The organism is Serratia grimesii (assembly GCF_900186025.1).
Classification (GTDB): Bacteria; Pseudomonadota; Gammaproteobacteria; order Enterobacterales; family Enterobacteriaceae; genus Serratia; species Serratia grimesii.
On the sequence record NZ_LT883155.1, the window covers coordinates 2812537 to 2838062 of the forward strand.

22 protein-coding genes are annotated in these 25526 nt (G+C 53.7%); 12 read left to right on the top strand and 10 right to left on the bottom strand.

Annotated features, from left to right (window positions below):
* Positions 1-55: 55 nt before the first annotated feature.
* The 3 genes from pspC to pspA are packed head-to-tail and all read right to left on the bottom strand — an operon-like array spanning position 56 to position 1367.
* Positions 56-415, bottom strand: a complete 360-nt coding sequence (pspC, locus tag SGBXF1_RS13230; protein WP_037415720.1) for an envelope stress response membrane protein PspC — start codon at positions 413-415, stop codon at positions 56-58.
* Positions 415-642, bottom strand: coding sequence for an envelope stress response membrane protein PspB (pspB, locus tag SGBXF1_RS13235; RefSeq protein ID WP_012145351.1), 228 nt, complete (start codon positions 640-642; stop codon positions 415-417). The genes pspC and pspB overlap by 1 nt, the downstream gene beginning before the upstream one ends.
* 59 nt (positions 643-701) lie before the next feature.
* Positions 702-1367, bottom strand: coding sequence for a phage shock protein PspA (pspA, locus tag SGBXF1_RS13240; RefSeq protein WP_037415723.1), 666 nt, complete (start codon positions 1365-1367; stop codon positions 702-704).
* Positions 1368-1551: 184 nt separating this feature from the next.
* On the opposite strand from pspA, the gene pspF reads away from it, so the two are divergent.
* Positions 1552-2559, top strand: a complete 1008-nt coding sequence (pspF, locus tag SGBXF1_RS13245) for a phage shock protein operon transcriptional activator (protein WP_186426972.1) — start codon at positions 1552-1554, stop codon at positions 2557-2559.
* A 195-nt stretch (positions 2560-2754) separates the two neighbouring features.
* On the opposite strand, the gene zigA is transcribed toward pspF, so the two are convergent.
* The 3 genes from zigA to folE2 are packed head-to-tail and all read right to left on the bottom strand — an operon-like array spanning position 2755 to position 5434.
* Positions 2755-3942, bottom strand: a complete 1188-nt coding sequence (gene zigA / locus SGBXF1_RS13250; protein ID WP_186426973.1) for a zinc metallochaperone GTPase ZigA — start codon at positions 3940-3942, stop codon at positions 2755-2757.
* Positions 3943-3954: 12 nt separating this feature from the next.
* The gene (locus SGBXF1_RS13255) at positions 3955-4515 is read right to left on the bottom strand and encodes a gamma carbonic anhydrase family protein (protein WP_130380921.1); all 561 of its coding nucleotides are present in this window, start codon (positions 4513-4515) and stop codon (positions 3955-3957) included.
* Complete coding sequence (gene folE2 / locus SGBXF1_RS13260; protein ID WP_061806368.1) at positions 4505-5434, bottom strand: GTP cyclohydrolase FolE2; 930 nt, start codon at positions 5432-5434, stop codon at positions 4505-4507. The genes SGBXF1_RS13255 and folE2 overlap by 11 nt, the downstream gene beginning before the upstream one ends.
* A 205-nt stretch (positions 5435-5639) precedes the next feature.
* Between folE2 and sapA the strand changes: the two genes are divergently transcribed.
* The 6 genes from sapA to SGBXF1_RS13290 all read left to right on the top strand — a co-directional run bounded on the left by sapA (position 5640) and on the right by SGBXF1_RS13290 (position 13272).
* Positions 5640-7289 (top strand): ABC transporter substrate-binding protein SapA, encoded by a 1650-nt coding sequence (sapA, locus tag SGBXF1_RS13265; RefSeq protein WP_130380925.1) that lies wholly within the window; start codon positions 5640-5642, stop codon positions 7287-7289.
* A complete protein-coding gene (gene sapB, locus SGBXF1_RS13270) occupies positions 7286-8251 on the top strand; it encodes a putrescine export ABC transporter permease SapB (protein WP_037415737.1) in 966 nt (321 codons plus the stop codon). The genes sapA and sapB overlap by 4 nt, the downstream gene beginning before the upstream one ends.
* On the top strand, positions 8238-9128 hold the full coding sequence (sapC, locus tag SGBXF1_RS13275) for a putrescine export ABC transporter permease SapC (RefSeq protein WP_037415741.1): 891 nt from the start codon (positions 8238-8240) through the stop codon (positions 9126-9128). The genes sapB and sapC overlap by 14 nt, the downstream gene beginning before the upstream one ends.
* The gene (gene sapD, locus SGBXF1_RS13280; protein WP_012145360.1) at positions 9128-10120 is read left to right on the top strand and encodes a putrescine export ABC transporter ATP-binding protein SapD; all 993 of its coding nucleotides are present in this window, start codon (positions 9128-9130) and stop codon (positions 10118-10120) included. Before sapC ends, sapD begins: the two co-directional genes overlap by 1 nt.
* 1 nt (position 10121) lies before the next feature.
* Positions 10122-10934 carry a putrescine export ABC transporter ATP-binding protein SapF gene (gene sapF / locus SGBXF1_RS13285; RefSeq protein WP_037415744.1) on the top strand — a complete coding sequence of 271 codons (813 nt, stop codon included), beginning with the start codon at positions 10122-10124 and terminating at the stop codon, positions 10932-10934.
* A 1147-nt stretch (positions 10935-12081) separates the two neighbouring features.
* Positions 12082-13272 (top strand): CMD domain-containing protein, encoded by a 1191-nt coding sequence (locus SGBXF1_RS13290; RefSeq protein WP_186426974.1) that lies wholly within the window; start codon positions 12082-12084, stop codon positions 13270-13272.
* Here the strand turns inward: SGBXF1_RS13290 and SGBXF1_RS13295 are convergent, their stop codons facing one another.
* Together SGBXF1_RS13295 and dacD are read right to left on the bottom strand one after the other, a co-directional pair.
* Positions 13273-14169, bottom strand: a complete 897-nt coding sequence (locus SGBXF1_RS13295) for a LysR family transcriptional regulator (protein ID WP_130380929.1) — start codon at positions 14167-14169, stop codon at positions 13273-13275.
* An 80-nt stretch (positions 14170-14249) separates the two neighbouring features.
* Entirely contained in the window at positions 14250-15419 is a 1170-nt protein-coding gene (gene dacD / locus SGBXF1_RS13300; RefSeq protein ID WP_061806372.1) for a serine-type D-Ala-D-Ala carboxypeptidase DacD, read from the bottom strand.
* 281 nt (positions 15420-15700) lie between these two features.
* Between dacD and SGBXF1_RS13305 the strand changes: the two genes are divergently transcribed.
* Positions 15701-18007: an FdhF/YdeP family oxidoreductase gene (locus SGBXF1_RS13305; RefSeq protein ID WP_186426975.1), complete on the top strand. Its 2307-nt coding sequence runs from the start codon at positions 15701-15703 to the stop codon at positions 18005-18007.
* A 15-nt stretch (positions 18008-18022) separates the two neighbouring features.
* On the opposite strand, the gene SGBXF1_RS13310 is transcribed toward SGBXF1_RS13305, so the two are convergent.
* Positions 18023-18877, bottom strand: coding sequence for a LysR family transcriptional regulator (locus SGBXF1_RS13310; RefSeq protein WP_186426976.1), 855 nt, complete (start codon positions 18875-18877; stop codon positions 18023-18025).
* Positions 18878-18976: 99 nt separating this feature from the next.
* Here SGBXF1_RS13310 and gloA point away from each other — a divergent pair, with 99 nt between their 5' ends.
* From gloA to SGBXF1_RS13330, 4 genes are all read left to right on the top strand, one after another.
* Positions 18977-19504 carry a lactoylglutathione lyase gene (gene gloA, locus SGBXF1_RS13315; protein WP_186426977.1) on the top strand — a complete coding sequence of 176 codons (528 nt, stop codon included), beginning with the start codon at positions 18977-18979 and terminating at the stop codon, positions 19502-19504.
* A 185-nt stretch (positions 19505-19689) separates the two neighbouring features.
* Complete coding sequence (locus SGBXF1_RS13320; RefSeq protein ID WP_061806375.1) at positions 19690-21624, top strand: exoribonuclease II; 1935 nt, start codon at positions 19690-19692, stop codon at positions 21622-21624.
* Between the two features lie 162 nt (positions 21625-21786).
* Positions 21787-22458, top strand: coding sequence for a CPBP family intramembrane glutamic endopeptidase (locus tag SGBXF1_RS13325; RefSeq protein ID WP_186426978.1), 672 nt, complete (start codon positions 21787-21789; stop codon positions 22456-22458).
* Positions 22459-22668: 210 nt separating this feature from the next.
* Entirely contained in the window at positions 22669-24726 is a 2058-nt protein-coding gene (locus SGBXF1_RS13330; protein ID WP_037415765.1) for a carbon starvation CstA family protein, read from the top strand.
* A gap of 59 nt (positions 24727-24785) precedes the next feature.
* Here SGBXF1_RS13330 and fsa read toward each other — a convergent pair whose 3' ends face one another.
* Positions 24786-25451, bottom strand: a complete 666-nt coding sequence (fsa, locus tag SGBXF1_RS13335) for a fructose-6-phosphate aldolase (protein ID WP_037415767.1) — start codon at positions 25449-25451, stop codon at positions 24786-24788.
* Between the last annotated feature and the right edge of the window lie 75 nt (positions 25452-25526).

Consider the following 25526-nt stretch of genomic DNA (forward strand, 5'->3'; position numbering starts at 1 on the left):
AACGGGTGCAATGCCTGACCTGCGCCGAGCGCAGGCCTTCGCACGCAAGGTGGGGTTATAATTTGCGGAAACGACTCTGCACGCCAAAGGTATCTGACGTCACATAGCGTTCAACCTGCCGCAATTGCTGTTCGCCACTGCCCAATTCATATTCAAGCTGGTCAAGCAACTGGCGCGGTGATTTTTGCTGTTCGCCTTCAAAGCGGCTGGCCGGTGCTTCGTCCAACACAAACACCAAAGCGAAATACGCGATCAAGGTAAAGAAAAACAGCCCGAAGAACATCGATAACACCACGATCACGCGGATCAGTCGCACCGGCACGTCAAAATAATGGGCTAAACCGGCGCAGACCCCTTTCAGCATCCCTTCTTCGGGAACGCGATAAAGCTTTTTGCTGCCCAGAGTATTGTTCATCAAGACTGTCTCCAGTTCGGGTGTTCTGCATCAAGGATCTCTTCCAGAGCCTGGATACGTTCACGCATACGCTTGGCATCTTCAGCCAACTGCGCCAGACGCTGCATTTCCTGATGGCTCAGTTGTATACCGTTTTGTTGCCGATTGCTGTAATGCAGCCAAAGCCAAATCGGTGCGACAAACAACACAAAGATTGTCAACGGAATGGCAAGTAATAGAGCACTCATTTCTTTTCCTTCTTAATGCGTCTTGGGTTGGCGGCCACACCACCGTGGCCGCTGCCGCCTTACTCAGAGCGGTTCATTTTAGCTTTCAACGCCGCCAGTTGTTCACTGATCGCGTCGTCAGCTTTTAACTCGGCAAATTCTTGATCCAGAGACTTCTTTTTACCGATGATGACGCTTTCAGCTTCGGCTTCCATGTGATCAATACGGCGTTCGAACTGTTCGAAACGCGCCATTGCTTCATCCAGCTTGCCGCTGTCGAGTTGGCGACGTACGTCGCGAGAAGACGAGGCTGCCTGATGGCGCAAGGTCAACGCCTGCTGACGAGCACGCGTTTCGGTTAGCTTGTTTTCCAGCTCGCCGATTTCGCTTTTCATACGAGCCAACGTTTCTTCTACGGTAGAGACTTCATGAGTCAACGTAGCGATCAGGTCAGCCACTTTTTGTTTTTCGATCAGTGCCGCACGCGCCAGATCTTCTTTATCTTTACGCAGTGCCAGTTCAGCTTTGTCCTGCCAGTCACTAAGCTGGTTCTCACCCTGCTCAATGCGACGCAGCAATTGTTTTTTCTCCGCCAGCGCGCGCGCTGAGGTAGAGCGAACTTCAACCAGCGTGTCTTCCATCTCTTGGATCATCAAGCGCACGAGCTTTTGCGGATCTTCCGCCTTATCCAGCAGCGTATTGATGTTGGCGTTCACGATGTCGGCAAAACGAGAAAAAATACCCATAATTCACTTCCTCTTGGTTCTGATGGCGTCTGAAGCGCCGCGTTAGGTCATACAGATTTCCCTAATACCTAATCAAAACCCGTGCCAACTTTTACTTAATTGAATAATAACGATTATTTATTTTTGACTCTCCGTACGCATACTGTAGAGTGATTATTTTCACCAAACATTGGCGAATTTCATCATGAGCGAACAGTTAGAAAACCTGTTGGGCGAAGCGAATGCCTTTGTCGAAGTATTGGAGCAAGTCTCGCAACTGGCAAAGTTGAACAAACCGGTGTTGGTGATCGGTGAGCGCGGCACCGGTAAAGAGCTGATTGCCCACAGGTTGCATTACCTGTCCAACCGTTGGCAGGGGCCGTTTATCTCGCTTAACTGCGCGGCCCTGAATGAAAACCTGCTGGATTCAGAGCTGTTCGGACACGAGGCCGGGGCCTTTACCGGCGCGCAGAAACGCCATCTGGGTCGCTTTGAACGTGCCGACGGCGGTACCCTGTTTCTTGACGAACTGGCCACAGCCCCCATGTTAGTGCAAGAAAAACTGTTGAGAGTGATTGAATACGGTCATCTTGAGCGCGTCGGTGGCAGCCAACCGTTGCAGGTTGATGTGCGGCTGGTGTGCGCGACCAATGATGATCTGCCTGCACTGGCAGCGGCGGGCAAATTCCGCGCCGATTTGCTAGACCGGCTGGCATTCGACGTGGTGCAGTTACCGCCGCTGCGTCAGCGACAGCAAGACATCATGTTGCTGGCCGAGCACTTTGCGATTCAGATGTGCCGCGAGCTGTCGCTGCCGCTGTTCCCTGGCTTTACCGAACGTGCCAGAGACACCCTGCTCGGCTATCATTGGCCGGGCAACGTGCGTGAACTGAAAAACGTGGTGGAACGGTCAGTGTACCGACACGGTACCAGCGCCAGCGAACTGGACGAGATCGTGATCAATCCTTTTGCCCAACGGGCAAGTATCCCATTGCCTTCCGCGCACGAAACACGTGACGATCGCCCCTCCTTACCGATGGATTTAAAAACATGGCAGTTGGCACAGGAAAAGGCGTTAATCGAAGCGGCGCTCCAGCAGGGAAGATTTAACCAACGCAAGGCGGCTGAACTGCTGGGTCTGACCTATCACCAGTTACGCGGTATGCTTAAAAAGCACGCGTTATTGCAAAATGGTGAGGCGGACGAAGAATAACAGGCAAAAAAAAAGCCAGCACCCGAGCTGGCTTAAAAAACACTGGAAGCAATGTGAGCAATGTCGTGCCTTTCACAGCTGAACCACCGTGTGCGTGGCCTTCCGTGAACTGCCAAATGATGATAATAGTTATCAGTATCATCTGTAAAGCACTTTGTTGAGAATTTTTCTCATTTCCACACTGTCATTGTGCAATTACCACTCAGGGAAGGGGTCAGCCATCTCATGCCAATAATCTATCCCCGCTGCCATTTCCTCATCACTCAGCAGGCAGGCGTCAAGTAAACGCGTTATTTCAGCCTCCTGTAGGTTCTGCCCAATAAACACCAATTCCTGGCGCATATCGCCAAATGGCTCCACCCATTTATCCATAATATGCGCCCGTGTCTCTTCATCCTGTGGCCAGTTCTCTTGAGCAATGGCGCGCCAGAAAGTGCCTGCCAGCCCATAATGAGCGATGCCCCCGGCCTGACTCCACTGCCCAGCCTGGCGCGGGCGTGTCGCCAACCAGTAGAACCCTTTGGAACGTAGCAGCTTGCCACCGCCCCAATCGCCATTGATCACTCGGTAAAACTTATCCGGCGCAAAGGGCCGTCTAGCGCGGTAGACAAAACTGCTGATGCCATAGTTTTCAGTTTCAGGCAGGTGCTCACCACGCAACTCTTTAAGCCAGCCCGGCGCTTGCTGTGCTTTATCAAAGCTGAAGCTGCCCGTGTTCAATACCGCTTCCAATGGCACCTTGCCGGGAGAGATGGCGATAATGGCGGCATCCGGGTTCAGGCTGGCGAGCAACGCCATCACTTCACCCTGCTGTTCTGGCGTCAGCAGATCAGTCTTACTGACCAGCATCACATCGCAGAACTCAATTTGTTCTATCAGCAGATCCGCCACGCTGCGTAAATCGTCCTCTCCCAGGCTTTGGCCCGCCTCTTGCAGCGTTTGAGCCTGCTGGTACTGCTGGATAAAATTCACCCCGTCCACCACGGTGACCAACGTGTCCAGCCTGGCGAATTGCGACAGACTTTCCCCTTGTTCGTCCTCAAAGGTGAAGGTTTCTGCCACAGGTAAGGGTTCGGAAATGCCACTGGATTCGATCAACAGATAATCAAAGCGACCAGCCTGTGCCAGCTCACGCACCGAAATCAGCAAATCTTCACGCAATGTGCAGCAGATACACCCATTGCTCATCTCCACCAATTTTTCCTGTTGGCGATCAAGCTGAACTTCATTCTCTACCAATGCCGCATCGATGTTCACTTCGCTCATGTCGTTGACGATCACCGCCACACGCATGCCCTGTCGATTATTAAGGATATGGTTCAATACTGTGGTCTTACCGGCGCCGAGAAAGCCGGAAAGCACAGTTACGGGTAATGGATTCATGGGATTCCTCACTCAAAACTCGTTGCGTAATGCCTGGTAGCCGCGAACCAATTCGACGTTGGTGGCAGCTACCTCTTCAGAAAATTGCAGCGCGCTGCGGTCAACCTGCGGATACAACGACAGATCGCTGTCAGCGCCGACACGTTCGGTTGATGGGATATACAGGTTTTCCGGTAACGTCACGCCGTCCACCACCGCGTTGTAACGCACCACACAACCGGAGCCGATATGGCAATTGAACAGCACGCTGTTAAAACCGATAAACACCCGATCGTCGATACGGCACGGGCCGTGAACGATGGCGCGATGGGCGATAGAGCTAAAACTGCCGATAGTGACCGCGGCACCACTTTTCGAATGGATCACCACGCCGTCCTGTATATTGGAATGGGAACCGATAATGATCGGATCCATATCGCCGGCTGCGTTCAGTTCATCCGCGCGGATCACCGCGTACGGCCCAACGTAGACAAAATCTTCGACAATCACCCGACCGCAGATAATGGCAGTAGGGTCGATATAGGCTTTCGGCGAAACCTGCGGCAGATGGCCACTGGGGTTTTTACGTAACATCCTGATTCTCTCCCCAGCTCAATTCCGCCACCGCATTGTGTGCGTGCAGGCTCTCTTGATGCTCCACACGTAGCGAAAAGGCGCGGTGACTGCACTGACTGCGCAATGTTCGGTACAAACGGCGCGCGGCGTCCTCACAGAACATCAGGTTCTGCCCGTTGGCCAGGGCAAATGCCTGCTCATCCCGGCGTTTCACCATTGTCTGCAACGGTGTCCCCAACGCATGCTCGATACGATCAATTAAATTGACTACCGGCAAGGTCGTTTCGCTGTCATTCAATGTGATCGTCACCCAAGCCCAACTGCGCTGGCTGTGAGGTGTGGCAGGCATGCCCTGTTCTCCCAGCCAGTCGATAACCTGCTGTTGGTCAACCACGTCTGGCGCGTGTTCGAAATCAAACTGAAACTGCTGCTGTGCCAGTTGGCGACTCAGCGCTGCCGAACTTGGGCAAGTAGAGGAATACGGCACACCGACCGTCAACGACAGCGTCAGCGCGCTTGTCAGCGTGGCGTCAATTTTCAACGGATAGGCTTTCCAGCCACGGTGTGGTGACAACAACGCCGGACGTGACAACAACAGTTCGCCGCTGATACTCAGATTTGCGCGGTCGCTGTTCTCCGGCTGTGACGCCAAAAAAGCCCGTAGCTGGTCGGCAATGCGTTGCGGCGTCAGTTCACCTTGAGTTAATTCATCCAACGCCAGATACAGGCGCGACATATGTATCCCACGTGCACCTTGGCGACTGGCTCGCAGATTGATCCCAGCATTCACTTTTGCCATCAGCGGCTTACCTGCCAATTCCAGCGGCAGTGCAATCCCTTGCATCCCGACCCAATCGAGCCCGACATCACTCATTGCGCCCTGCCATGCCTGAGCATCCGGCAGCGGCTGGCATGGTGGAAGTGCAACCTTGTTCATACATCCCCTTGCGATTATTGGTACATTGCCAGGGAACGGTAACATGAATTTGTTATGTTATAACATAACAAATATTACTTTTTTGTCGGCGACCATGAATTGTTCAATCAAGTAGCAGAAAACTCAGCCATTTTGCTCAATGGATTGGGCTGTTCGCCAGAGTGCGATACACTAATGCTATTGCTTATTAACCCATGAAGCCTCTATGCGTGGTTTACCCCTTTGGATCTTGTCGTTATGCCTTACGAGCTCTGCTCTGGCGTCGACACCCCCTGCGCCCGCTGCGGCGCAGCCGTTGCCGGATATCCGCCAGAGCGGTTTTGTCTATTGTGTCAGCGGTATACTCAATACTTTTAACCCGCAGATGGCCAGTAGTGGCCTGACAGTCGATACTTTGGCTGCGCAGCTGTACGATCGCCTATTGGATGTCGACCCGTACACCTATCGGTTGATCCCCGAACTGGCACAAAGCTGGGAAGTCCTGGATAACGGCGCCACTTACCGTTTCCACTTGCGCAAAGATGTGCCATTCCAGACGACGGCCTGGTTCACACCAACGCGTAAACTGAATGCTGACGATGTTGTGTTCAGCTTTGAGCGCGTGTTTAATCAGAAACACCCGTATCACGACGTCAATGGCGGCGAATATCCGTACTTCGATAGCTTGCAGTTTGGTGATTCGGTGCAAAGCGTGAAGAAGCTCGACGACTACACGGTAGAGATCCGCCTGCAAGCGCCCGACGCCTCCTTCTTGTGGCATATCGCTACCCATTATGCGCCGGTACTGTCGGCAGAATACGCTGATGACCTGACGCGTGTAGGTCACCAAGAAATGATCGACCGTGAACCGGTTGGCACCGGGCCGTTCCTGTTAAATGAATACCGTTCCGGACAATATATTCGTCTGGCGCGCAACGATGTTTACTGGAAAGGCAAACCACGCATGCCACAGGTGGTTATCGATCTGGGTGCCGGCGGCACCGGTCGGCTGTCCAAGTTGTTGACCGGCGAATGTGATGTGTTGGCCTATCCTGCAGCCAGTCAGCTTTCGATTCTGCGCGATGATCCGCGTCTGCGACTGACGCTAAGACCGGGCATGAATATCGCCTATCTGGCTTTCAACACACGTAAACCACCGCTTAATGATTTGAAAGTCCGTCAGGCAATTTCACTGGCGATAAACAACCAACGCCTGATGCAGTCGATTTACTACGGCACGGCGGAAACCGCCGCCTCAATTCTGCCGCGCGCCTCGTGGGCCTACGATAACGAAGCGCATGTCACCGAATTTGACCCAGCCAAATCACGTGAAATACTGAAACAGGCGGGTATTGAGTCGCTGAACCTGCGCTTGTGGGTGCCAACGGCATCGCAATCCTATAACCCCAGCCCGTTAAAGACCGCAGAATTGATCCAGGCGGATTTAGCTCAGGTCGGTATTAAAGTCACCATCGTGCCTGTCGAAGGCCGTTTCCAGGAAGCGCGGTTAATGGAAATGAACCACGATCTGACCCTCACCGGCTGGGCCACTGACAGTAACGACCCGGACAGTTTCTTCCGACCACTGTTGAGCTGCGCAGCAATCCGCTCGCAAACCAACTATGCTCACTGGTGTGATCCAGGGTTTGATGAAGTGCTGCAAAATGCCCTGCTGTCGCAGCAATTGGCACAACGAATCGAAAACTATCAGAAGGCGCAGAAAATACTTGAACAGCAACTGCCGGTGCTGCCGCTGGCGTCTTCATTGCGTCTGCAGGCCTACCGTTACGACATCAAAGGACTGGTATTGAGCCCGTTCGGCAATGCGTCATTCGCCGGGGTGTACCGTGAATCTGCGGAGGGGCCGAAAAAGTGATTATATTTACCTTACGCCGTTTCTTGCTGCTGCTTATCACGCTGTTTTTCCTGACGTTGGTCAGCTTTAGCCTGAGCTATTTCACACCACGCGCACCACTGAACGGCGCCGCGCTACTGGATGCCTATCAGTTTTACTTTGTCAGCCTGCTGCATTGGGATTTTGGCGTTTCCAGTATTAACGGCCAGGCGATCAGTGAACAGTTGCGAGAGGTGTTCCCGGCAACCATGGAACTGTGCCTTCTCGCTTTCACCCTAGCGCTGTTTATCGGTATTCCCCTTGGCATTATTGCCGGCGTGATGCGTGGCAAATGGCAAGACACCGCCATCAGCACCTTTGCACTGCTCGGCTTTTCGATGCCCGTGTTTTGGCTGGCGCTGCTGTTGATGCTGTTTTTCTCATTGCACCTTGGCTGGTTGCCGGTTTCCGGCCGCTTTGATCTGCTGTATCAGGTTAAACCAATCACCGGTTTCGCCCTGATTGACGCCTGGCTGTCCGACTCACCTTATCGCACTGAAATGATCGGCAGCGCGCTGCGCCATATGATCTTGCCGATTGCCGCGCTGGCGGTAGCACCAACCACCGAGGTGGTGCGCCTTATGCGTATCAGCACCGACGATGTGCTCAGCCAAAACTACATCAAGGCCGCGGCCACTCGGGGATTATCCCGGTTCACCATTATTCGCCGCCACGTGCTGCATAATGCCCTGCCACCGATCATTCCCAAACTGGGCCTACAGTTCTCCACGATGCTGACGCTGGCGATGATCACCGAAGTGGTGTTCAGTTGGCCAGGCCTCGGGCGCTGGATGATTAACGCTATCCGCCAACAAGATTATGCGGCGATCTCCGCCGGCGTCATGGTGGTCGGTACGCTGGTGATCACCATTAACGTATTGGCTGATATTTTAGGTGCTGCCACCAACCCACTGAAGCATAAGGAATGGTATGCCCTTAGATAACGTATACCGCGAAAAGAAAATGCCGAGCCCGCTACTCTATACCTGGCGGATTTTCTACGGTGATGCATTGGCAATGATTGGCTTCTATGGCGTGATAGCGCTATTGCTGCTTTCCCTGTTCGGCAGTCTGCTGGCGCCTTATGCGCTTGATCAACAATTCCTCGGCTATCAGTTATTGCCGCCATCCTGGTCACGGTACGGCAACGTATCCTTCTTCCTTGGCACTGATGATCTCGGTCGCGACATCCTTAGCCGCCTGCTGACCGGCACTGCCGCCACTTACGGCGCGGCGTTGTTGGTGACCGTGGCCGCTGCCGTCGTCGGGGTGATCCTCGGGGTATTTGCCGGTGTAACGCGTGGCCTGCGCTCTGCGGTGCTGAATCATATCCTCGACACCCTGCTCTCCATTCCTTCATTGCTGCTGGCGATTGTAGTCGTCGCCTTCCTTGGGCCAAAGCTTGAGCATGCAATGTTGGCCGTCTGGCTGGCGTTGTTGCCACGTATGGTGCGTACTATCTACAGCGCAGTGCACGATGAGTTGGAAAAAGAATATGTGGTGGCAGTACGTCTCGACGGTGCCTCTACATTGCAAATCCTGTGGTACGCCGTAATGCCGAATATTGTCGCGGTGCTGGTAACGGAGTTCACCCGTGCATTATCGATGGCCATTCTGGACATTGCCGCCCTCGGCTTCCTCGATCTTGGCGCACAGCTTCCGTCTCCGGAATGGGGAGCCATGCTCGGTGATTCGTTGGAATTGGTGTACGTAGCTCCCTGGACGGTGATGCTGCCAGGTGCAGCAATCTTGATCAGTGTGTTGCTGGTTAACCTGTTGGGCGATGGTATGCGCCGTGCAATCAATACAGGGGTGGAATAATGCCATTACTTGATATCCGCAACCTGACGATTGAATTTATGACTGCCGAAGGGCCGGTCAAAGCGGTTGATCGTGTCAGCATGACGCTGAGCGAAGGTGAAGTCCGTGGTTTGGTGGGCGAGTCCGGCTCAGGCAAAAGCCTGATCGCCAAAGCCATCTGCGGCGTCACTAAGGACAACTGGCGCGTCACCGCCGACCGCTTCCGCTTTGATGATATTGACCTGTTGCAGCTAACTCCGCGTGAGCGCCGCAAGTTGGTTGGCCACAACGTCTCGATGATTTTCCAGGAGCCGCAGTCTTGTCTGGACCCATCCGAAAGCATTGGTCGCCAGTTGGCGCAGGCGATCCCTGGCTGGACCTATAAGGGCCGTTGGTGGCAACGTTTTAACTGGCGCAAACGCCGCGCGATTGAGCTACTGCACCGCGTGGGTATCAAGGATCACAAGGACATTATGGGCAGCTTCCCCTACGAGCTGACCGACGGTGAATGCCAGAAAGTGATGATCGCCATCGCTCTGGCTAATCAGCCGCGCCTGCTGATTGCCGATGAGCCCACCAACGCGATGGAACCCACTACCCAGGCGCAGATTTTCCGTTTGCTGGCGCGCCTGAATCAAAACAACAACACCACCATTTTGCTGATCAGTCACGATTTGCAAATGATGAGCAAATGGGCCGATCGGGTTAACGTGCTGTACTGCGGTCAAACCGTTGAAAGCGCCCAGTGTGAAGATTTGTTGGCTGCGCCGCATCACCCTTATACACAGGCGCTGATCCGCTCAATGCCGGACTTTGGCCGTGCATTGCCGCATAAAAGCCGACTCAATACACTACCGGGCGCCATACCATCGCTCGAGCATTTGCCGATCGGCTGCCGTTTGGGGCCTCGCTGCCCTTATGCGCAGAAAAAGTGCATTGAAACACCGCGTCTGCGTCCGGTTAAAAACCACCTGTTCGCCTGCCACTTCCCGCTGAACATGGAGGAGCAATAACATGGAAACGCTGTTGGAAGTGCGTAATTTGAGCAAAACCTACCGTTACCGCACCGGGCTATTTCGCCGTCAGCATGTTGAAGCGGTGAAATCAGTTAGCTTTACCCTGCGCGAACGGCAAACACTGGCAATCATCGGTGAGAACGGTTCAGGTAAATCGACGTTAGCCAAGATGTTGTCCGGCATGGTTGAGCCTTCGTCCGGCGAGCTGCTGATCGATGACCATCGACTCAATTATGGCGATTACCGCTATCGTAGCCAGCGTATCCGCATGATATTTCAGGATCCGAGCACTTCGCTCAATCCGCGTCAGCGTATCGGCCAACTGCTGGACGCCCCGCTGCGTCTGAATACGGACATGGCAGCTTCCGAGCGTGAACAGCACATCAACCAGACGTTGCGCCAAGTGGGGATGCTGCCGGATCACGCCAATTATTACCCGCACATGCTGGCCTCCGGTCAAAAACAGCGGGTAGCGCTGGCCCGTGCGCTGATCTTACAGCCGAAAGTGATTGTGGCTGATGAGGCATTGGCCTCATTGGATATGTCGATGCGCTCGCAAATCATCAATCTGATGCTTGAGCTACAAGAGAAGCATGGCATCTCTTATATCTATGTGACTCAGCATCTGGGGATGATGAAACACATTAGCGATCAGGTCATGGTGATGCATGAAGGAGAAATCGTTGAACGCGGCAGTACTGCTGAGGTATTGGCTTCACCGTTACATGATCTGACTAAACGTTTGATTGCCAGTCACTTCGGGGAAGCACTCACTGCTGACGCCTGGCGGCGTGATGGCGGCAGGTTCTGATCATCAAGTTATGAAGGAAACCTGCTCCCGAGCGGAATGCTGTTCACTTAAAGTGTTTTTTGGGTGAGCTCGACGTTTTTTTCGGTCGATAGACAAGCAACGTACCATGAGGCTCTTAGGCTCCGACCGAGCAAGGGGCCGTAAGCGCGGCCCCTTGCAACCCGCGCCTTTGCCCTATCAGACGGTTGGCTACGCCAACGGCTCTCACTTCCTCACTCCGCATTACGGCCGGCTATGACAGGCGTCCCTGCCTGTCTCGCCTGAAACCGCCGTCCATGGCGGTTTCGCCTATGCGCCGCTCATACGTTCGACGTCTTCAAGGGCGCCAAACACCCTGCTCATCTCATCATTTTCACAGCCTTTCATCACGAAACGTCAAACTGAGGGCATATGTTGCCCGGCGGTTACCAATGCGGGTGTTGACCTTGAGCGCGCATCACCGCCTGCCGAGCAAGGCGGCGTTGTCAGGGGCAACCGGCCAGGGAAGGCCGGTTGAGGCGAGACAAACAGGGACGTTTGTCGTAGCCGACCCGCCCGACAACGTAGGTGCAGCGAGGGTATCCGCGCAGCGGACAGAAGGTGTTAAGCGAAGGCGGGGGTGGAGGGGCCGCGCCTTCGGCCCCTCCAATTGCCGGACATTGTGGTTACAGAGATATGGAGGATCTTTATGGCAATTCTGCCTGCACTGAGCCTACAGGGGACCGGATAAAAAAATGCCAGTCAGGCTTAACTGATCGACATTCTGCTTCCGAGCAATTTTCATCGTCTGGGGGACCCACCAGAACTTAGCCAAAATCCTCAAATACAAATTACAATTTTGTTATATATCATTATATTTTATTCCATTCAGTTATTGATTAGCACGTAACATTATTTTATCTCGCCAATCGAATCGGTGAGGATATCCCCTACGTTGAGCTTATTAAACGACAGGATATCGCACTGATGAACAGCCCCCGCCATCGCCGACTCGCGCAGTTTATGCTCGCTTTAGCCGCAGGTTTCTCTGTTTATGGTCACGCACTGTGTTGCGATGGTCAGCGCTAATCCTGTCATTTCATGCCCGCCTGCGGGCATGTTGCCTTTTGTCCTGCCGCCGTTGCTTACCGCACCGGTGGCTGTTGCTCTTGATTAAGGATTATCCCCTATGGAACTACTACGTCGACAACATAATGCCCAGTGGTATCACGAAACCCAAAGCAGCGTACGCGGTGATCAGCCGCTGGAGCCACAGGCGGCAGGTATTCGTGATCGGTTCTTACTCGGGCTGGGTGCCTTTGCCGACGAAGCGCTGAACACCGCACTCACTGCCCGCGCCGGTGTATTTAACGCCTCGCTTGCCAGCTACCACGTATTGTTTCCAGATAGGGTCGAGTTAACACGGACAGTGACACTGTCACCATACGATCGCCTCAGTACCGCGTTGACCGTAGCCCAGGTCACCGGTGTGCAGTCACTTTGTAGCCATTACGCTGCCCGCCTCGCCCCGCTATACAGCCCCGACGCCTCACGTGAAAGCAATATCCGTCTCGCACAAATCACCCAATATGCGCGCCAACTTGCCAGCCAACCCACTTTGATATGCCGTAAAGCATTGCAACAGTTGAACGATGTGGGACTGAGTCCGGCGGACATAGTGACATTTTCGCAAATCATCGGTTTTGTCAGTTACCAGGCAAGAGTGGTCGCTGGCGTAGCGGCATTAGCCGGGCGGCCTGCGGGCGTGGTACCGGGTTTCCCGAAGATAGACGATGCGGCAGGAATAGAATTCACGGAAGAAGAATTGATCTGGCAATCCCGGTTATCGGTTGTGGCGTTGGAAGGCGCGCGCGCGGAACAACTCGACGTGCTTGATCAGAGCCACCCCGATGCCCGTAGCGAAACATATTATCTGTTGCTGGCCCATGATGCCCCAGCGCTACGTGAGCGCAATGGCGTCTTCAACAGCATCAATGCTGATGGCTACGGCTTATCCGCGCGGTTGAAAGCGTTGGCAACACTGGTAGTTTCCCGTATTAACGGCAGTCGTTACTGCGCATCAACCGTGGCACAGGATATTCAGAATGACACGCTAACAAGCGCGCTATTTGCCAATATTCACCACGGACTGGAAAGTGCGAATAATCCGGTATCTCATGCGGTGATCACTGTTGTCACAGACCTGACTCGCACACCGGAAAAATTCACTCCGCGCAGCGTACAGCCATTGTTTAACAGCGGCCTGAACCAGGCGCAGGCGTTGGACGTGATCCTGACTGGCGCACTCTACGCCTGGGAAAACCGTTTACGCCAAACCCTTGGTGACACACAAGGTGTCGGCGAAAGCCTGCTGGAATAGTTATCGTAACAACCAGCCGCGCGCAGCATCAAAAAAGTGCTGCGCCAAAGGCGATGCGCGCCCAGGTTCAGCAACAACCACGGCAGCATGACGCGGCATTGCGGCGATGGCGATCGGCCGGTGGTGTAACCCAGGCATCATGGTCGGCAACAGGTTGCCAGGCGGGAATAACCCACAACCCAACCCGACAAAAATCCCCTGCAGCAACTGAAATATCGACGTAGTTTCCATACGTACATGCAACGTCAAACCGGCTTCACGGAAGTTTTGATCGAGGTAACGGCGGAAGTAACGCGTCGGTTCTGCCAAGCACAGTGGCAATGCAGCCACGTCCTCCAGCGTCAGTGGTGCGTCTCCCACCAATTCGGGAAAGTGTTCAGGGTGGAAAACCAACTCAACGCCTGCGTCCGCCAATGGCTGCGACTGAAAATGCAGCTCTTGCAATGTGGAGAGTTCAAAGAAACCAATACCGATATCGACAGTATGCGCCGTCAGCGCTTCCAGTAACTGATCGGCGCTCAACACCGATATCCGGTAGTCCAACTGGGGAAACCGCTCACTGACCGCTTTTAGCATTTGCGCCAACGAAATACTGCATTGGGGTACAGCGCCGATACGCAGCGTGCCGTTAAGGCCATGCTTAAGCGACTCCACCTCCAGTTTCAAGCCCTGATATACCGATACAATCTCACGCGCCCAGGACAAGACGCGTTCACCTTCGGCAGTAAAACCTTCGAAGTTGTTCCCGCGGTTGATCAACGACACGCCAAGTTCTTTTTCCAGATTTTTCAGCCGCATAGATAACGTCGGCTGACTGACAAAGCTGGCCTCCGCCGCACGGCCAAAGTGGCGTTCACGCTCAAGATTACACAGGTAGATCAGTTGCTTAATATCCATAAAACGGCTCAGTAAATCACGACTGGCTTGAGTATATCATCGCTACAGAATTTCGGGCGCAGCACCCTGCGCCCAATACGTCAGAACTTCAGTTTTACCGCATCCATCAGTCGTGAGAACACGCCGCCTTGCTTAACCGGTTGCAATGCCACCAGCGGTAACGTCTTTAACACCTTACCATTGTTACTGATACGAATTTCACCAACAGGCTGCCCTTGTTCCAGCGGGGCATCCAGGCGCGGCGCAGTCACCACATATTGCGCCTTCAGTTTGTCCGCCTCCGTTTTCGGCAGACTGATGTATTGATCCTGTGCGCTGCCCACCGCAACCTCATGGTGATCGCCGTACCATACCTTTTCCTGCCCTAAGCGTTGTCCCGCGCTGAAAAGATGTACAGTGGCAAAGTCACGCAGGCCCCAGGTCAGCAATTTGCGCGCCTGTTCTTCGCGCCCTTTCGAGCTTTTACCGCCCATCACCACCGCGATCAGCCGTCGGTCACCCTCAGTCGCTGAAGCAATAATATTAAACCCGGCAGATTCGGTATGGCCGGTTTTCAGCCCGTCTACCTGCAGTTTTTTGTCCCACAACAATCCGTTGCGGTTCTGCTGGGTGATACCGTTCCAGGTCAGCGATTTCTCGCTGTACATATGGTATTCCGCTGGCTCACTCATGATGATGGCGCGTGAAATTACGGCCAAATCGCCTGCCGTAGTGAACTGACCTGGCGCGTCCAAGCCATGGACGGTTTCGAAATGGGTATTTTGCAGACCAAGCTGGGCGCTCTTTTCATTCATCAGTTTAACAAACGCGGCCTGGCTACCAGCCACATAATCCGCCATCGCTACGCAGGCATCGTTGCCAGAGTCAATGATAATGCCACGACTCAGATCACGAACCGTGACCCTGTCACCTGGCTTCAGGAACATCAATGATGAACCTTTGAATACCGGATTCCCCGCCGCCCAGGCATCTTTGCCCACAGTCACCACATCGTCGAGACCGATTTTGTGTTGATCGAGTGCATGATCAATCACCAGCCCAGTCATCAGCTTGGTCAGACTGGCCGGATTGCGGCGCTCATTCGCGTTTGCCTCTGCCAGCACTTGACCCGTGGTATAATCCATCAATACATAAGAGGCGGCGTCTATCGCTGGCGGTGTATTAAGGGGAAAGTTGAGTGGCGCATCTGCCGCCTGTGCTGTCAACGGCAGTAAAATTCCGGCTATCACCGTCAATGTTAAATGCTTCAATCACTGTTCCTCAGGCCCTATGGACAAAATAAAATACCAATATAATCTGAGGCATAGACTGCATTAATTGCGGATAAAGCGGAATCATTACTCTTTTTCAGCGGGTGTCATTATGCAACGATTTGTATGTTAATCATTTTCACGCGATAGACTTGCTCTATGCCGCCATAGCCCTATTCGATTAGACGCCCGTGCCTCACCCTCCTAAACTTGTGACATAAACACTGAAAACGCTTAAAAAAGCGTTCACTTTTTAGCTACAACCACCTGCGAAGACCAATATGAAATTCAAACCGTCAATAAAGCCTTATACCGGCGCGGCGGGCGGCTGGGGTTCACTCGAAGCCACCACTCGCTATGTGCTCGACAGCAAACAAACGTTAAAAAACCTGCGCAACCTGATGCGAGTGAATAAAGCGCGCGGTTTCGACTGTCCAGGCTGCGCTTGGGGCGACGACAATCACAGCACCTTCAGTTTCTGCGAAAACGGCGCCAAGGCCGTCAGTTGGGAAGCCACGCGTAATGCGGTCGAACCTGAATTTTTCGCGGCCCATAGCGTCAGTACCTTACTACAGCAAAGTGACTATTTTCTGGAGTATCAGGGCCGACTCACCCACCCGATGCGTTATAACGCCGAAACCGATCATTATCAGCCAATCTCGTGGCCGGATGCGCTGGCGCTCATTGCACAGCACATTAACAGCATGGACAACCCGAACCAGATCGAACTGTATACGTCGGGCCGTGCCAGTAATGAAGCATCGTACCTGTATCAATTGTTTGGTCGCATGCTCGGCACCAGTAATTTCCCTGACTGCTCCAATATGTGCCACGAAGCCAGCGGCGTGGGGCTGAAACAGAGTATCGGTGTCGGTAAAGGCACCATCCGTATGGATGACTTTGAAAAGGCCGATGCCATTTTCGTATTTGGTCAGAACCCCGGCACCAATCACCCACGCATGCTGCACAGTCTGAAAAACGCCGCCAGTCGCGGAGCCCGTATCGTCAGCTTTAACACACTGCGCGAGCGTGGGTTGGAACGCTTTGCCGACCCACAAAGCCCGATTCAAATGCTGACACCCAAGTCATCACCGATCAGTTCAGCCTACTTCCAGCCTAACCTCGGTGGGGATATGGCGGCGGTACGCGGCATGGTGAAAGCCCTGCTGGAAGGCCACCGTCAACGTCTGGCCGCCGGAGAGCCGGGCTTGTTTGATCTGGCCTTTATCGAGCAGCACAGCGTGGGTGTAGAACGCTATTTGGCACAGGTGGATGCCACGTCTTGGGATCAAATCACCCATCAGTCCGGCCTCAGTGAAACGCAATTGCGTCAGGCAGCAGCCATTTATCAGGGTGCAGAGCGCGTAATCTGTACCTGGGCAATGGGCGTCACACAGCATAAACACTCAGTACCAACGGTACGTGAAATCACCAACCTGCAACTGCTGTTCGGTCAATTGGGCAAACCTGGCGCGGGCCTGTGTCCAGTGCGCGGTCACAGTAATGTGCAAGGCAACCGGACAATGGGCATCGATGAAAAATCCCCCAAAGCACTGCTAGACAGTCTGGAAAAACACTTTAACTTCTCGCCACGACGTGAACAGGGCCATAACACAGTTGAAGCTATCGAAGCGATGCGGCGCGGCGAAGTGAAGGTATTGCTGGCATTAGGCGGCAATCTGGCCGCGGCGGCACCTGACACTGAACGCACCGCCCGTGCCTTACGCTGCTGTGATCTGACGGTGCATATCAGCACCAAACTCAACCGTAGTCATCTGGTGACCGGTAAAGATGCGCTGATCCTGCCTACGCTGGGCCGTACCGAACAGGACCTGCAGGCCAGCGGCCCGCAATACATCACGGTAGAGGACTCCTTCAGCATGGTGCATGCATCGGAAGGCGTCGGCAAACCGCTCGCGGAAACTCAACGCTCTGAAACCGCCATAGTCTGTGGTATTGCCGATGCCGTATTAGGCAACCAACAGCTCGACTGGCTGGAGCTGGCCGATGACTATTCGTTGATCCGCAATCATATCGCCGCCACTATTCCTGGTTTTGAGGATTTCAACCGTCGCTGTGATCAGCCCGGCGGTTTCTATCTGGGTAACGCTGCCGCGGAGCTGCGCTTTGCCACCCCAAGTGGTAAGGCGGAATTTGGCTCGGCGCCGTTACCAGACAGCCTGTTCCCGCAACTGGACGGTCGGCAGGCGCCATTCACACTGCAAACCCTGCGCTCACACGATCAATACAACACCACCATCTATGGGTTGGATGACCGCTACCGTGGCGTGTATGGTCAACGAGAAGTGTTGTTTATTCATCCTGAAGATCTGGCCGCGCTGGATATGCAAGACGGCGAGTTGGTGGAGATCGAAACCCTGTGGAATGACGGCATCACCCGCAAGGTCAGCGGCTTCAAGCTGGTGAGCTACGATATCCCTCGGGGCAATTTGGCCGCCTACTATCCCGAAACCAACCCGCTGGTACCGCTGGCCAGTTTTGGTGACGGAACCGGCACGCCGACCTCCAAGTCGATACCTGTAGAGATCCGCCGTTGCGTTGCGCAACCAACGTTACGTATTGCCTGATCTGTTGCGCCCGGTTTACGCCGGGCGCGCTAATATATCGATCGCCGTCTGCAACTCATCAGAGAGTTGATGGCGACGCCACACGAAGTATAAATTGCTTATCCCTTCCTCCCCCATTTCCACCACTTTCAATTCCGATACCGGCAGGATCAGTGGCAACAATGACCCTGGAATACAGGCCACGCCACAGCCGGCTTTCACGCAGGCCGCCATCGCCGTGTACGATTCCATCTCTAGCGTCATACGCGGTTTTAACTGGCGTGAAGCTAACCAGTGATCGATCTTCAGACGAAAAGAACATTCGCGGCTGAAAGTATAAAACTCTAATTGCGCAAGGGTTGTCGCGTCCAACTGCGGCACCGAAGCCGGCATCAGCAACACCAAACGCTCATCAAACGCCGCTCGGCTGGCCAGCAAAGGATGTTCAATCGGCCCATCGGTTACCGCCAGATCGAGCTCACTGTCTATCAGCATCCGTTCCAGTACCAGTGAATCGCGGCTCAGTACATTGACCTGCACCTGCGGCTGGCTTCGGCGCAATTGAGCAATGCGGACTGGCAGGTGGCTGACCAGTGAAAAATCCAGCGCACCCAAATTCAGCAAGCCCTGTTGCTGCCGACCTGCGAACAGCTGTTGACTGTGGTCCGCCAGCGCCAGGATTTCACCGGCTTGCTGGTAAAACAGCCGTCCCTTTGGCGTGACATAGAGTCGGTTTTTATCGCGGAAAAACAACTCACCGCCGAGTGAGTCCTCTAGTTCTTTGATACGCAAGGTCACGTTGGAAGGCACGCAATGTAGCTCCCGCGCAGCAGCGGCAATGGTCTTATACTCAACCACGGCACAGAAAAACCTTAGCTGACTCAGTTTCATAAAACATTCACTTTTAATTAGTGCTTTAGTTAAAAACAATCACTTTAGATTAGCATTGTTATGCCCTAGTGTCGTACCAACAACCTAAGAGGGATCCCTATGCCACTGAATGATTTACTGACTTTGCCAGGCGTTACTGCCCAACCTGAAACGGTCACCGACGGCTACGTGTTCAATCACACCATGATCCGCGTTAAAGACCTGACCAAAGCGCTGGACTTTTATACTCGCATACTGGGCTTTACCCCGGTGTATCTGGAAGAGTTCAAAGAAGCTGCGTTTACCATTTGCTACCTGACCCGCAGCCCACGCGACCAGATACCTCAGGATGACACCGAGCGCAAACGCTGGGTTCTGGGCCAACCCGGCATTCTGGAACTGACCCATAATCACGGCAGCGAACAACAGGATGATTTCCACTACCACAACGGCAACAGCGAGCCGCGTGGCTTTGGCCACCTGTGTGTCACAGTGCCGGACGTACGCGCCGCCTGTGAACGTTTTGAACAGCTTGGTGTGAACTTTCAGAAGCGCCTGCATGAAGGCCGAATGAATTACGTGGCCTTTATCAAAGACCCTGATGACTACTGGATTGAAATACTGCAACCAACGCCGCTGCAGGACTGATTTCCCCTCACTTATCCCCGGCCTTCTGAGCCGGGTTTTTTCTTCACGACGAGTGAACGCCCGATATTCTCTAAATTCACGCGCTAACGCGGTAAAACCGTGACGTTAGGCTTGCCCGCAGCGGGTGATTCGCGTAAAACTGTCAGCCGCAAATCTTGCCACTCACAACCCATTCACTGGACGATATGTTTCAAGATAACCCGCTGCTGGCGCAGCTTAAACAGCAACTTCACTCTCAGACCCCGCGTGTTGAAGGCGTAGTAAAAGGGACTGAGAAAGGCTTTGGCTTTCTTGAAGTAGACGGTCAAAAAAGCTATTTCATTCCACCACCGTACATGAAAAAAGTTATGCACGGTGACCGAGTGACCGCAACGCTGCATACCGAAAAAGAACGCGAAATCGCCGAGCCAGAAACCCTGATCGAGCCATTCCTGACGCGCTTTGTCGGTCGTGTGCAAAAGCGCGATGACCGTTTGTCCATCGTGCCTGATCATCCGTTGCTGAAAGACGCAATTCAGTGTCGCCCAGTGCGTGGTTTGAACCACAACTTCCAGGCTGGCGATTGGGCTGTCGCAGAAATGTGCCGCCACCCGCTGAAAGGAGATCGCGGCTTCAACGCCGATCTGACCCGTTTCATTACTGATGGCGAAGATCACCTGGCGCCGTGGTGGGTTACTCTCGCCCGCCACAATCTGGAAAAAGAAGCCCCGGAAATGATCGCTATCAGCGAGCCGGATGCCTCTTTGCCACGTGAAGATCTGACCGCGTTGAATTTTGTCACTATTGACAGCGCCAGCACCGAAGATATGGACGATGCGTTGTTTGTGCAGGACAACGGTGACGGTACACTGCAGTTGACCATCGCCATTGCCGATCCGACGGCGTACGTCGAACAAGGCAGCGAACTGGATGAAATCGCCCGCAAGCGCGCCTTCACCAACTATCTGCCGGGCTTCAACATCCCTATGTTGCCGCGCGACCTGTCAGACAACCTGTGTTCACTGCGCCCTAACCAGCGCCGCCACGTGCTGGCTTGCCGCGTTACCATCGGTACCGACGGCGCATTGGCGGCTGACATGCGCTTCTTTGCCGCTGAGATCGAATCTAAAGCCAAGCTGGTTTATGACGAAGTCTCTGACTGGCTGGAAGGCATTGCCGGTTGGCAGCCACCGAGTGACGATATTGCACAACAAATCACTCTACTCAAGCGTGTGTGCGATGCCCGTAACGCATGGCGCCACCAGCATGCGCTGGTGTTTAAAGATCGCCCAGACTACCGCTTTGTGTTGGGCGAGAAAGGCGAAGTGTTGGAGATCATCACTGAACAACGCCGTAGCGCCAACCGTATCGTTGAAGAGTGCATGATCGCTTCCAACGTCTGTGCCGCCATCGTGCTGCGCGACCATTTGGGCTTTGGCATTTACAACGTGCATACCGGTTTCGATCCGCTGCTGGTTGAGCAAGCGGTTACCGTACTGCAGGCCAACGGGGTCGAAGCCGAAGCCGAAAAACTGCTGACGCTGGACGGGTTCTGTGAACTGCGTCGTCACCTGGATGCACAGCCGACCCAATTCCTCGACAGCCGTATCCGCCGTTCTCAGACGTATGCCGAAATCAGCACGACGCCGGGGCCGCATTTCGGCCTGGGACTGGAAGCCTACGCGACCTGGACTTCTCCGATCCGTAAATACGGCGACATGGTCAACCACCGTCTGCTCAAAGCGGTTATCACCGGCCAGGCAGCCGAAAAACCGCAAGACGAAGTGACAGTCCAATTGGCAGAACGTCGTCGTCTGAACCGCATGGCGGAACGTGACGTGGGTGACTGGCTGTATGCGCGTTACCTGAAAGACAAAGCCGGCACCGATGAGCGCTTCAATGCAGAAATCATCGACGTGACTCGCGGCGGCCTGCGGGTGCGCTTGCTGGACAATGGCGCAGTGGCCTTCATCCCAGCACCCTTTATTCACGCGGTACGTGATGAAATGGTCTGCAGCCAGGAAACCGGCACGGTCCAAATCAAAGGTGAAGTCGTCTATCGACAAGGTGACAGCCTGCAAGTCACCATCGCCGAAGTGCGTATGGAAACCCGCAGCGTGATCGCCAGACCGGCGGTATAACCTCGTGAGATGACCCTCACACAAGACAAACACCGGCGGGTAAACCTCCGGTGTTTTTTTTCACCATTTGAATACAGGCATCGAAGAGATCCGCCAGCACGGACAGTGCCTGAGATCACCTGGACAACAGCAATGATTATTTAAAATATAAGGATTATAAAAATGACCGACTGGGATAAGGAAATCGCACGTCACAAGGAGACCAAAGGGTTCTTTTCCACGTTTTTGCTGATGGTGGCGCTGACATTCCTGCCACTGCTTTTCCCCAACAGGGAAAAATTAGAGGCAGAGGGATGGCTGGTCCCTATCTTATTGGTGATTGAATTTGTCGTTATCGTTCCGCTATACCTGAAATTTTATAAAAACCGCCCTTCTTTTGGTGCCGGTAATTTTAAACCCACGACATTCTTTGGTTTCTTGTTAATCATTTTAGCATTGCAATTTATCGCCCCACCTTTACTTGGTATAACCAAAACGGAAAGCTGGGTCATCGAGCAGGTTTCGCTTCAAGGAAACGTGTTTTTCCTGGTGCAACTTACCCTGATTATCCTCGCGCCCATTTATGAAGAAATCGTCTTTAGAGGCTGCCTTTACGGCGCATTTCAAACCTGGTTTGCCGGCGGTAAAATCGGGGCAGCGATAGTGACATCGATTCTTTTTGCCATACTGCATACACAATATGCGGATGCGCGCATGTTACTCATTCTGTTTTGCATATCATTGACGCTGATAGCCGCCAGAGCCAGGTCAAACGGCCTGTTAATGCCCATCAGTCTGCATATTGCCATGAATGGCATCGTGCTGGGTGTCAGTTATTGGGTAATTCAAGCATAGCTACCAGGCGATGCTACGGCGTCGCCTTTTTTATTTCAGAGCCAATGCACGCCACAACTTCATCACATTGTTTTTACGCCATTACTCAACCTGCTTCACATTTCTCATCCGACCTGCTTCTTTTCACGCGCAAAACTCCTACTTTTAATTTGTACGCATTTTCCATAAGAACACGTCTTTTTATTTCTGCGCACCAAGGAGTTGTTGAACATGAAAAACGTCAAGTCCGGGATCATCTGGCTGGCGGTGGCGTTGGTGGGTGCATTTGCCTTCGCCATGCTGGCGCTAAGCCGTGGGGAACATGTCAATGCGGTTTGGCTCGTGGTAGCGGCGGTTGCCTGTTACAGCATCGCTTACCGCTTCTACAGCCTGTTCATTGCCAAGAAAGTATTTGAGCTCGACGATCGCCGCATGACGCCGGCGGAACGTCGTAACGACGGGTTGGACTACGTGCCCACCAACAAGTGGGTGTTATTTGGTCACCATTTTGCTGCTATCGCCGGGGCCGGACCTTTGGTGGGGCCGATTTTGGCAGCGCAAATGGGTTTTCTGCCCGGCACCATCTGGATCCTGGTTGGGGTAATGTTGGCCGGTGCCGTGCAAGACTTCCTGGTTCTGTTTATCTCTACCCGTCGCGATGGCCGTTCGTTAGGAGAAATGGCCAAACAGGAATTGGGGGCTTTCGCGGGGGTGATCACCATGCTCGGTGCACTGGGGGTAATGATTATTATCCTGTCGGCGCTGGCGCTGGTGGTGGTAAAAGCGTTGGCCGACAGCCCATGGGGCCTGTTCACTATCGCCGCCACCATTCCTATCGCGCTGTTTATGGGCGTGTATATGCGTTTTATCCGGCCGGGTAAAATCGCCGAAATTTCGGTGGTGGGCTTTGCCCTGATGCTACTGGCGATTATTTACGGTGGCAATGTGGCACAAGATCCCTACTGGGGTCCGTTCTTCACGCTGCACGGCACTACACTGACCTGGGTTCTGGTGGTCTATGGCTTTGTCGCCTCGGTACTGCCGGTATGGTTGCTGTTGGCACCGCGTGATTACTTGTCCACCTTTATGAAAATTGGCGTCATTATCGGGCTGGCGATTGGCATCGTCTTTGCCATGCCGGAAATGAAAATGCCTGCAGTATCGCGCTTTATCGACGGTAGTGGCCCTGTGTTCGCCGGTTCACTGTTCCCATTCCTGTTTATCACCATCGCCTGCGGCTCTATCTCTGGGTTCCATGCGTTGGTGTCCAGCGGCACGACACCAAAACTGGTTGAGCGTGAAAGTCATATTCGCTTTATCGGCTACGGCGCAATGCTGATGGAATCGTTCGTGGCTATCATGGCACTGATCTGTGCCTCGGTAATCGACCCGGGCGTTTACTTCGCTATGAACTCCCCAGCGGCGCTGATCGGCACCACAGTGGAGAATGCCTCACAGGTAATTAATAGCTGGGGCTTTATGATTACCCCAGAAACACTGACGCTGATTGCCAAAGACGTCGGGGAGCATTCGATCCTGTCTCGCGCCGGGGGTGCACCGACTTTTGCCGTGGGGATGGCACACATCATTACGGAAGTGTTTAACAGCCGCGCAATGATGGCGTTCTGGTACCACTTCGCCATTCTGTTCGAAGCCCTGTTTATTCTGACCGCCGTCGATGCCGGTACCCGTGCCTGCCGTTTCATGGTGCAAGATCTGGTGGGTGTTGCGATCCCAAGGCTGGCCAACAACCGTTCGTGGTTCGGCAACCTTGCCGGCACCACGGTAGCCGTCGCTGGCTGGGGGTTCTTTGTGTATCAGGGTGTGGTCGATCCACTCGGTGGCATCAACACGCTGTGGCCTTTGTTCGGCATCGGCAACCAGATGCTGGCATCAATGGCCTTGATCCTCGGTACTGTGGTGCTGTTCAAAATGAAAAAACAGCGTTACGCCTGGGTGACTATCCTGCCCACCGTCTGGTTGTTTATCACCTCAATGACCGCCGGCTGGCAGAAGATCTTCCATGAAAAACCGAGTATCGGCTTCCTGGCGCAGGCGAAGAAATTCTCTAACGGCATTGAACAAGGGACACTGATTGCACCGGCCAAGACATTAAAGGATATGGAAACCATCGTTTTCAGCAACCAGATTAACGCCGCGCTCTGTGCTTTCTTTATGCTGGTGGCGGTAACCATGCTGGTCTCCGCCTTCTTTGTGATACGCCGTGCACTGAATGCAAATCAGCCTACAGCGCAGGAGTCACCGATAGTTCTTCGTGAGAATGGTTGAAAGTATATTGTGATAATCAGGGCGCTACGGCGCCCTTTTCTTTGCTTGTTTCACACAGCTCAGTTCAACAAGTTTGTTCCAAACGCACCCTGCCAGTCTTGTTCAAATTTCTCTACTGCTGCCTGTACCGCCGGTGCAGCAAGGAACTGCTCTGCCACGTCAACCGGTAACGTGATGGCCTGACAGCCCGCCAGCAAGCACTCCAGTGCCTGACGCGGCGTTTTAAAACTGGCTGCCAGCACCCGAGCATTTGGCGCATGCAGCGTTAACAACTGTTGTAACTCGTGAACCATCTCGATACCGTCGCCGCCCTGGGCATCCAGACGGTTAACATAAGGAGCCACATATTCGGCACCAGCCAGTGCCGCCAACAGCCCCTGACCTGCGCCATAAACCGCTGTCCCAAGCGTAGGGATCGACATCGACGTCAGTTTTTTAATCGCTGCCAGCCCTTCAGAGGTCGCGGGTACCTTCACCACCAGCCCTGGCACTCGCTGATGAAGTAACGCCGCTTCTGCCACCATAAGTTCGGCATCGTTGGCCATCACCTGAGCAAACAACTTACCGGTGCCCCCCAGTGCATCACGCAGCGCCGGCAACACTTCCCAAATGGGTTTCCCTTCTTTAGCGATAATGCTCGGATTGGTGGTGACCCCATGCAATGGCAAGATGCGCGCGAGGCGTTTTACTGCATTTACATCAGCGGTATCGAGATAAAGCTCCATTACGGACTCCTGAATCTTCTGTGGGCGAATTCAAACTCTCATCATAGTAGGACATACAATTCGTTTATGTTTGAT